The sequence below is a fragment of the Flavobacterium sp. genome (assembly GCF_043722275.1).
Classification (GTDB): Bacteria; Bacteroidota; Bacteroidia; order Flavobacteriales; family Flavobacteriaceae; genus Flavobacterium.
Map to the genome: position 1 here is coordinate 1 of NZ_JAYSPC010000139.1, position 8347 is coordinate 8347.

The window sequence follows — 8347 nt, forward strand, 5'->3', positions numbered from 1 at the left end:
TTTATATTTTTAAACTACTTTTTAGACACCTTTTTGAGTTCATTTATACTGCTCACTTTTATCCAGAATTAGGTGCTCACTTTATCCAGAATATCCATAGAGGGTGGTGCATCCACTTTAAAGGCTCATATTAGAGAGTTTGCGCAGTTTGTTAATATAATTTGTCAATTTTCGGAATACAAAAACGGAGACAAGCAACTCGATGGAATATTAAAAGGTATTTGGGATAGAAACGGATATAAAAGAGGAACATTAGACAGTCATGTAAGTACTGAAACCGTGCCTATATTATCATCATTAATCTTAACTGGAAATCATTCGCCGGATGATGAAGCTTTGATAACTCGTTTACTGTGGTTAGACATGAGTAAAAATACTTTTACAGATGATGAAGTAAAAAAGTATGATGAACTTGCAGATATGACAGAAAAAGGGATCAGTTCATTTACGGACGATTTATTAAAAGAAAGAAAAAGATTTTTTACGGATTTTAAAACTAAATTCAGGCTCTATAAAACAAGTATATCCGCAAAAATGCCTGTTGGTTCTCCAAGTAGGTTTTCTACAAATTTTGCGGTTTTGGGTGCTAGTTATGAAATTTTCAAAGACACTATCGTCTTTCCTTTTACCTATGCTGAAATGATGGATCACTTTGTAAAAATAAGTGAATTCCAAATGAATAAAATTAATTCTGCAAGTGCATCAAATAAATGGTGGGATTGTTTTTTGGTTTGTATAAGAACCAATGGAGATAACAAATTAGATTACGAAAGAGATATAAAAGTGGAGGGAACAACATTGTATTTTAATTTTTCTAACACTTATGACAAAATACAAAGACAATGGTACAATCAGTATAAAGAAATGATTCCGAGCAAAGCAACAATGCAGGACACAGTAAAAAAAGAAAGTGCATTTATTGAAATCAAAAGTAGCTACCGTTTTCGAGCAGGAAGAGACGGCTCGGTAACTTCGGCTTTTGTTGTAGATTTTAGCAAATTGAGCAATTTTAACGAAATAAATGAAGCGGTTCATTATATGAATACTATTCCATAAAATTGAAAACAGGAAAAATAAAAGGTTTTTTTGCCTATTGCCTATACTTTTTTGAAAAATTCGTTTTTCTCAACCTACACAACCTACACATATTGTATTAGCTATTATTGTGTTTATAGTCAGTATGTTAAGTTTGATAAATATATAATTAGGTGTAGTATAAGTGTAGGTTTGTGTAGGTCGGTGTATTTTCGAAAAATCGTAAACCTACACAAACCTACACAATTTAGCTTTTTTTTGAAGTTAACTTGTTGATTTACAAAGCGTGTAGGTTGTGTAGGTTTGTAGGTTTGCGATTTTGCCCGTTTAAGATTTCTAAGCTTTTATTTTTTTCTGTTAAAAAAGTAGATTTTATTGCGCGCCAGGAAATACTAAAGCTTGAAAATTTCTCAACATAAATCTACATTTTGTTTTCTGAGTTTTTTTTAACTGTCAATGAAGTAAAATAAAGCTTTTTAAGGAAGTTGTAAAGATCAAAACCTTTTTAACTAAGAACTGTCTTAGATTGTTTTTCAATTACAACTATTTTATTAGGCAAATATGCTATCCGAATCTGTTATTTTTATGTAACCGTTGAATGTTGAAGTGCCAAATTATTTGTTGAGGACTTGAAAAAACTCTCCTACGCTTATAGGGCAATTACTAAGATAATCATAGAGAGAGTGATACGTCTTTTTGTGATTTTGTTTCAGTGGAAAAAAACTTATTGTCTTTAAAGCTTAAAGAATTAAAAATCTCACAAAAAATGACTTTATTTGTATTATAAGGAAATGTAAAAACAGCTATTATTATACAAATGAACATTACTCAAGATAATCTTACAGAAGTCAAATTCCAATATTTTTCTTTAAAATTCACACCTCTAAATCATTTAAAAGATAAATTTGATAGCAACGACATTATGAGAAATGTTGTTACTTATATATCAAGAAAACTTCAAGATGATAAGGAGGGACATCTAATCGATAGACATGAGGGAAGACCTAATAGCATGAGAGAACTTTTTATGAATAGAGCTGTTTTTCTTCCTAAAGAGAAGAGAATTAGATGTTCTATGGCATTATTAAGAAGTGGAAGAGAACCATTGCTTAAGCCTAGAGAGCAATTTAGATTGGTATCAATGAATGCTCTTGGTAGTATTGCCGAAGAAACACATTTTTTTATAGATTATAGTAAAGGATTTTCTGTTATATGTATAGAATATCAGCATTTTGGTCCACGTTTGTCAGATATTGAGTATTACTTTAGAAATGTTGCTCAAAAAGTTCTTAAGCAAAGTAAAGCAACTGAAGTAAACTTATATATGGATGTTTCAATAGATAAAGCTTTAAGTAATTTGAAAAATGTATTAAATATGGATATTAAAGTTCAACCAAAGAATCTACCACAACTTGATGTTGATATTCAAGGGAGGTATTTTACTGGAATGAACAATATTGCAAATACTTTAAAACCGAAGTATATTAAAATTGAAACGTTCTTTCAAACACCTGGAAAAGGTATTAAAAGTACAGAATTGAATAAAGAAGCTAATAAGATGTTTATTGACATGCTTGAAAGATTCAAAGGACGTTCATTTAATATTGATGCATTTGATTCATTTGTAGTTAAATATGAAGATAAAGAAGGAGTTGAGGAAGTCTTTAATTTATTGAACAGTAAGCGAGAATTTGTCATTCCCGTTGATTTGAAGAAAATTACAAAGTCTAAAGATTGGTATTCTCTGATTGAAGAAGACTTTAATGCTCTAATGGCTACATTATGATTTTAGATACGTATTTTAAGCGACCACTTATTTGGGACTTTATTATTGGGCTATTTTTATCTTTTTTAGGGTTTATTTTAGTCGATAAAAATATCATTTTTAAACCCATAGCAAATGATTCTATAACGATAATAACTGATGTTACTAATATTAGCTTGACTATGTCAGGTTTTATTTTGACTCTTTTAACAGTATTAATAACTTTTAAAGGTGGTTCTAAGATTACAAAAATTGAAGTTGATAGTAAAGAGCCTCTATTTGACCTATTTTTCGTAACAAGACTATATCATGAAACTGTTAGGCATTTAAAAAACTGTATCAAATCATTAATTTTTGTAGCTATTATTGGTTTTACTATAAAGATATTTTCTCCTGAATCTTTAAAAACTAATACTTTCTATTTTAATATTTTTGGTTTTACAATTATAATATTGACAATTACTAGGTGTCTACTAATTTTAGGAAAGGTTATGGACTTGCAAAAAGAAAATGATGAAAAAAATAACACCTAATAAAGTTAACATTATTAGGTGTTATTTTAGATAAATAATAATAGAAGAAGATTTTTACAGATTCCTATAATTAGCCTTCAAATGTATACATAACAACTGTTAATTTTCTAATGATGTATTGATCAATTAAATGCAATGCATTTATTGTTAGACAGCTTTGGATTATTTTGTGCGTATATTTGATTACCCATAACATTTAAATTTATGAAACACTTTTACGCTTACAGAATTTTTCTAAATCAAGATATACCAAATTCACAAATTAAATTTGAATTTAAATCAAAAAAGGATTCTCTTATTGATTTATTTCAAAAAATTGAAAATGAACAAACTATTAAGTTTAACGATTATGGTGAACATGTTTTAATTTTTGAAAATAAGCTAGGTGAAAACATTTATTTAATCAAGCTAGCCAAAAAGCAACAATTTGATAAACCGACATTAGAGCACGGTAAAATTGAAGATATCAAAGATGTTAGATATCCAAATATCTACTTTATCGTACATCTTGAAAAACAGATAATTTTGATAGAAAAAAACACAACGGTTTTTCAAACTATTGAGTCGGTAAAAGATAAGCTGACAAAAGTATTTACAGAAGAGATGTTACAAGATAGTGTCTATTGTAATTTGTCCGAAATTACTAATCATAGAGATTTTTGGCAACAAATAGAAGACTTTGACATAGTTCAGAAAGTAGAGTTAGAATATGAACCACCGAATTTTTTTGGTGGAAAAAATATGGCTGATAGACTCGTAAAAGATGTTTATGAAGAAACAAATTTTGACAAATTCAAAATTGTGCTGAGAAATAAGAAGGAAGGTTTGAAATTTCAATATGAAAATTTCAAAGAACATATTCAAAGAATTTCTCAAGGTGCAGGGAACTATATTATCGAAGGAATAAAAGATGGTGTAGATTACGTCTTTACTAAAAAGACTCAATCACATTCTAGAATTGACATTCCAAACATTGTAGATGAAACACAAGAATCCTTGGAGGATCGTTTTGAAGAAATTGAAAATATAAATAGAGATGAGGATATTTAAATTGATTTTACTCATATTGATCTTTTTGTTAATTAGTTATTATGTAGTATTGAACAATATTGTATCGTATGAGGACTTTACAAAAACAGATTTTTTGTTCACATTCTTAGGGGTATTTATCGGTTTTGCACTTACCTTATATACGTATTTGACATCAATGTTTGAAAATATGAAAAAGATAATAAGGACTAAATATGCTAATGATGTTCCTACTCGTGATTCTAAATTAGATTTATTACCAAAACTTCATAATGAAATTAAGGATAATATTGTATTTCTTATATATGTGTTAGTTTTTGTGGTATTGATAGCTGTTTTGGATAAATCGATTATGAAAATTGAATTTTATAATTGTTGTTTAAATATTAAAATGATAGATATTAAAAATTCGATATTGTTGACTATTTTTTCCCTATCAATATTAGCATTAGTAGATTTAGTTAGAACATCATTTACGATATCAGATTTCATAATAAAAAACTAGCATTTTTTAATTATAAATATTTAATATCTTATGATGGTATACTGGGTATAATTATCAAAAAAAATTGCCAGAGGCAATCATAAATAAGTTAAAGCCAAAACACCCAATTTTAAAACACATACACATACATATACATAAGTCAAAGGCAAAAAGAGACAGTTTAATTGTCTCTTTTGCTATAGGTTTAAGTCTGCATCATAATTAGAATGTATATTTATCCATTTTTCGATGTTATCCAAACAATTAATATAGCCCATTATTAATATTTCAAAAGTCATTGAATCTGCAGTTCTGTACCATGAATCAAGAGAATAATTTTTATTATCTCTATCGTTAAATGATACTTGGATATAATGACTATTATATTTTGTATCGTCCTCTATTGCATGTAATGGGCAATGTGAGATGAAATTTAATGATTTTACAATTTCTTTCGGCATAAAAGGATTTGCCTTATATAATTCAATTTTTCTAAGGTATTTAGCAAAATTACTTGGTTGAATTAGAACACAACATGAAAAATCAATAGTTTCCTTTAAATGCTTAATGTTTAATTGTTTTTTATCTATTATTCTGCTTCCCGCCGCATACCATATTTCTTTAGGTTTGTTAACATATAATAACATTATTGAAGTGCTTTTTAAATCTTCTAAGAGCGATAAAACAATATCTAATTTTTTATCAAATATTTTTTTTCTATAGTCAAAACGGTCAAAAAGTAATATAGCAATTATCAGAGTACAAAAAGAGCTTGTTATTAATGAGATATCCTTGATTACCGTACTGTCAAAATAACTTTCTTTAATAATCAAAATAGTAACAATAAAATATGCTAATATGATTAATTTTATTGAGATGCTTGTGAAGTTTTTGCTCATAATTTTAGAGATTTTCAAAAACAAATATAAAATAATTAAAGGTAATAATCGCCGGTGGCGATCAATACGCATTTAGTATTTCTGTTTTATCAATTTTTATTTAAAATTGTAAAAGGTTTTTATCTGTATACTTTTATAATTATTAACTTTAACTTCTTCTAATTATACACTAAATTCTGTCCCTCAATGATTTATCATTTTTATAGTTGTTAACACCGTGCTATAGTCGGTGTAATCTGGAAAAATCTTAAACCTACACTTAAATAAGAAGAACACTATAAAAATTATTGAATCCAAAATTTAAAAAGCCGTCAGTTTTCGGCAAAATTTCGGCAAAATTTCAAACAAAAAACTCCTAAATGCCTTTAAAATAAGGATTTAGGAGTTTTTAAAGTACCCGGAGCCGGAGTCGAACCGGCACGGTTTCCCACAGGTGTTTGAGACCAGCGCGTCTACCAATTCCGCCATCCGGGCTTAGCAGACGAAAAAATAACTAATAAATCAATTATTTTAACGCAATAGAATAAGTTAATTATGATGTCATAACTGTGCATATTCCTTTAACACGGTGCAAATGTAAAAAATAAAATTAAATGTTCTACTAAAAATACTTAAATTTTTCCTTTCAGTGTCCAATAAATTTTCTAAATTTGCACCTCGTTAAAACGAAGCACACACAACTAACTACAAAACAACAAATTATAATGTCGCACCTAGAACCAGAAGCTAAAATTTTTGCTTGTTCACAAAGTGTTTATCTTGCAGAGAAAATTGCAGAGCAATACGGAATTCCGTTAGGAAGAGTAACGATGTCAACGTATAGTGATGGAGAATTTCAACCATCTTACGAAGAATCAATTAGAGGATTACGCGTTTTTATCGTGTGTTCGACTTTTCCAACTGCTGATAATTTGATGGAATTGTTACTAATGATTGATGCCGCAAAACGTGCATCAGCCAGACACATTACAGCTGTTATGCCTTATTTTGGTTGGGCAAGACAAGACAGAAAAGACAAACCAAGAGTTCCGATTGGAGCGAAACTAGTAGCTAATTTATTAGATGCTGCAGGAGCGACAAGAGTTATGACAATGGATTTGCACGCAGATCAAATTCAGGGGTTTTTCGAAAAACCGGTAGATCATTTGTTTGCATCTACAATCTTTTTACCATACGTAAAAAGTTTAAATTTAGACAATTTAACCATTGCATCTCCAGATATGGGAGGTTCAAAAAGAGCATATGCTTACTCTAAGTTTCTGGAATCAGATGTAGTAATCTGTTACAAACAAAGAAAAACAGCCAACGTTATCGACACTATGGAACTAATTGGTGAAGTAAAAGGACGAAACGTAATATTAGTAGACGACATGATCGATACTGGTGGAACACTTGCAAAAGCAGCAGATTTAATGATCGAAAAAGGAGCATTAAGCGTTAGAGCAATTTGTACACACGCCATTTTATCAGGTGACGCATACGAAAAAATCGAAAACTCAAAATTAAGCGAGTTAATAGTGACCGATTCAATTCCGTTAAAGAAAGAATCAAAGAAAATCAGAGTAGTGAGTTGTGCACCTCTTTTTGCTGAAGTAATGCACATGGTACACCACAATAATTCCATAAGTGGAAAATTTATAATGTAATAAATGGCAATATGCTTTAGGCTGTAAGCTTTAAGCACTAAAAAATGTCAATACATTTATTACGAAAGTTAGCATAAGCCAAGTGCTTAAAGCTTAAACAAATTAGAATATTTATTAATAACTATATTTTTTTACAATGAAATCGATTACAATTAAAGGATCAGAAAGAGAAAGCGTGGGAAAAGTGTCAACTAAAGCCTTACGTAATGCTGGAGCGGTTCCTTGCGTGTTATACGGAGGAAATCAGGCAGTACACTTCTCAGCAGACGCTGCAGCGTTCAAAACCTTGGTTTACACTCCAAACGCACACACAGTTGTGATAGAGCTTGGAAAAGGAAAAACATTTAATGCAATTTTGCAAGACATTCAGGTTCACCCAGTATCTGACAAAATTTTACACATTGACTTCTTTCAATTATTTGATGACAAAGAAATCACTATGGAAGTTCCTGTAAAAGTTGTTGGTGTCTCAAAAGGTGTTCTTGCGGGTGGTGTTTTACGTTTAAACACTCGTAAATTAAAAGTAAAAGCTTTACCTAAAAATCTTCCTGATTTTGTTGAAGCTGATATTACTCCACTTGAAATGGGTAACAAATTATATGTTACTAAAGTTGGTACTCCGGATTACAAAGTTATGCACCCGGAAAACACAGTTGTTGCTCAGGTAAGAATTTCTCGTGCTGCTATGAAAGCTGCTCAAGAAGCTGCAAAAGCTGCAAAAGCTCCTGTAAAAGGAAAGAAAAAATAATTTTTTTCAAATCAAATATCAAAGCATCAATCGAAAGATTGGTGCTTTTTTTGTTTTAAAGATACTGAGTTGCTAAGATTACCGGGATTTTAAGTCCCCATATGTCAGGCTGAGCGAAGTCGAAGTCTCTTCCCTGAACTTTTCGGTTATTTTTTTTTGAAGCAGAAATTTTCAGTTGTTTCAAGACCAGACATTCCTGCCATCCGCT

7 protein-coding genes and 1 tRNA gene are annotated in these 8347 nt (G+C 29.9%); 6 read left to right on the plus strand and 2 right to left on the minus strand.

Going from position 1 to position 8347, the window contains the following annotated elements; genetic code table 11:
* The first annotated feature begins 72 nt into the window (after positions 1–72).
* The 4 genes from ACHZDT_RS17160 to ACHZDT_RS17175 all read left to right on the plus strand — a co-directional run bounded on the left by ACHZDT_RS17160 (position 73) and on the right by ACHZDT_RS17175 (position 4383).
* Positions 73–1056, plus strand: a complete 984-nt coding sequence (locus tag ACHZDT_RS17160; protein WP_394775862.1) for a hypothetical protein — start codon at positions 73–75, stop codon at positions 1054–1056.
* A gap of 796 nt (positions 1057–1852) precedes the next feature.
* The gene (locus ACHZDT_RS17165) at positions 1853–2821 is read left to right on the plus strand and encodes a hypothetical protein (RefSeq protein ID WP_394775863.1); all 969 of its coding nucleotides are present in this window, start codon (positions 1853–1855) and stop codon (positions 2819–2821) included.
* Positions 2818–3333, plus strand: coding sequence for a hypothetical protein (locus ACHZDT_RS17170; protein WP_394775864.1), 516 nt, complete (start codon positions 2818–2820; stop codon positions 3331–3333). Before ACHZDT_RS17165 ends, ACHZDT_RS17170 begins: the two co-directional genes overlap by 4 nt.
* A gap of 204 nt (positions 3334–3537) precedes the next feature.
* Positions 3538–4383, plus strand: a complete 846-nt coding sequence (locus tag ACHZDT_RS17175; RefSeq protein WP_394775866.1) for a hypothetical protein — start codon at positions 3538–3540, stop codon at positions 4381–4383.
* 660 nt (positions 4384–5043) lie between these two features.
* Here the strand turns inward: ACHZDT_RS17175 and ACHZDT_RS17180 are convergent.
* Positions 5044–5745, minus strand: coding sequence for a hypothetical protein (locus ACHZDT_RS17180; RefSeq protein WP_394775867.1), 702 nt, complete (start codon positions 5743–5745; stop codon positions 5044–5046).
* A gap of 394 nt (positions 5746–6139) precedes the next feature.
* Positions 6140–6219 (minus strand) — tRNA-Leu (locus ACHZDT_RS17185).
* Between the two features lie 230 nt (positions 6220–6449).
* Here ACHZDT_RS17185 and ACHZDT_RS17190 point away from each other — a divergent pair.
* Positions 6450–7391, plus strand: coding sequence for a ribose-phosphate pyrophosphokinase (locus ACHZDT_RS17190; RefSeq protein WP_394775868.1), 942 nt, complete (start codon positions 6450–6452; stop codon positions 7389–7391).
* Between the two features lie 136 nt (positions 7392–7527).
* Positions 7528–8139 carry a 50S ribosomal protein L25/general stress protein Ctc gene (locus tag ACHZDT_RS17195; RefSeq protein ID WP_394775869.1) on the plus strand — a complete coding sequence of 204 codons (612 nt, stop codon included), beginning with the start codon at positions 7528–7530 and terminating at the stop codon, positions 8137–8139.
* The last annotated feature ends 208 nt before the right edge of the window (positions 8140–8347 follow it).

Excerpts from the sequence above, each read along its gene's own strand:
- ACHZDT_RS17165 (WP_394775863.1), top strand. The coding sequence starts at position 1,853 with ATGAACATTACTCAAGATAATCTTACAGAAGTCAAATTCCAATATTTT.
- ACHZDT_RS17170 (WP_394775864.1), top strand. The coding sequence starts at position 2,818 with ATGATTTTAGATACGTATTTTAAGCGACCACTTATTTGGGACTTTATT.
- ACHZDT_RS17175 (WP_394775866.1), top strand. The coding sequence starts at position 3,538 with ATGAAACACTTTTACGCTTACAGAATTTTTCTAAATCAAGATATACCA.
- ACHZDT_RS17180 (WP_394775867.1), bottom strand. The coding sequence starts at position 5,745 with ATGAGCAAAAACTTCACAAGCATCTCAATAAAATTAATCATATTAGCA.
- ACHZDT_RS17190 (WP_394775868.1), top strand. The coding sequence starts at position 6,450 with ATGTCGCACCTAGAACCAGAAGCTAAAATTTTTGCTTGTTCACAAAGT.
- ACHZDT_RS17195 (WP_394775869.1), top strand. The coding sequence starts at position 7,528 with ATGAAATCGATTACAATTAAAGGATCAGAAAGAGAAAGCGTGGGAAAA.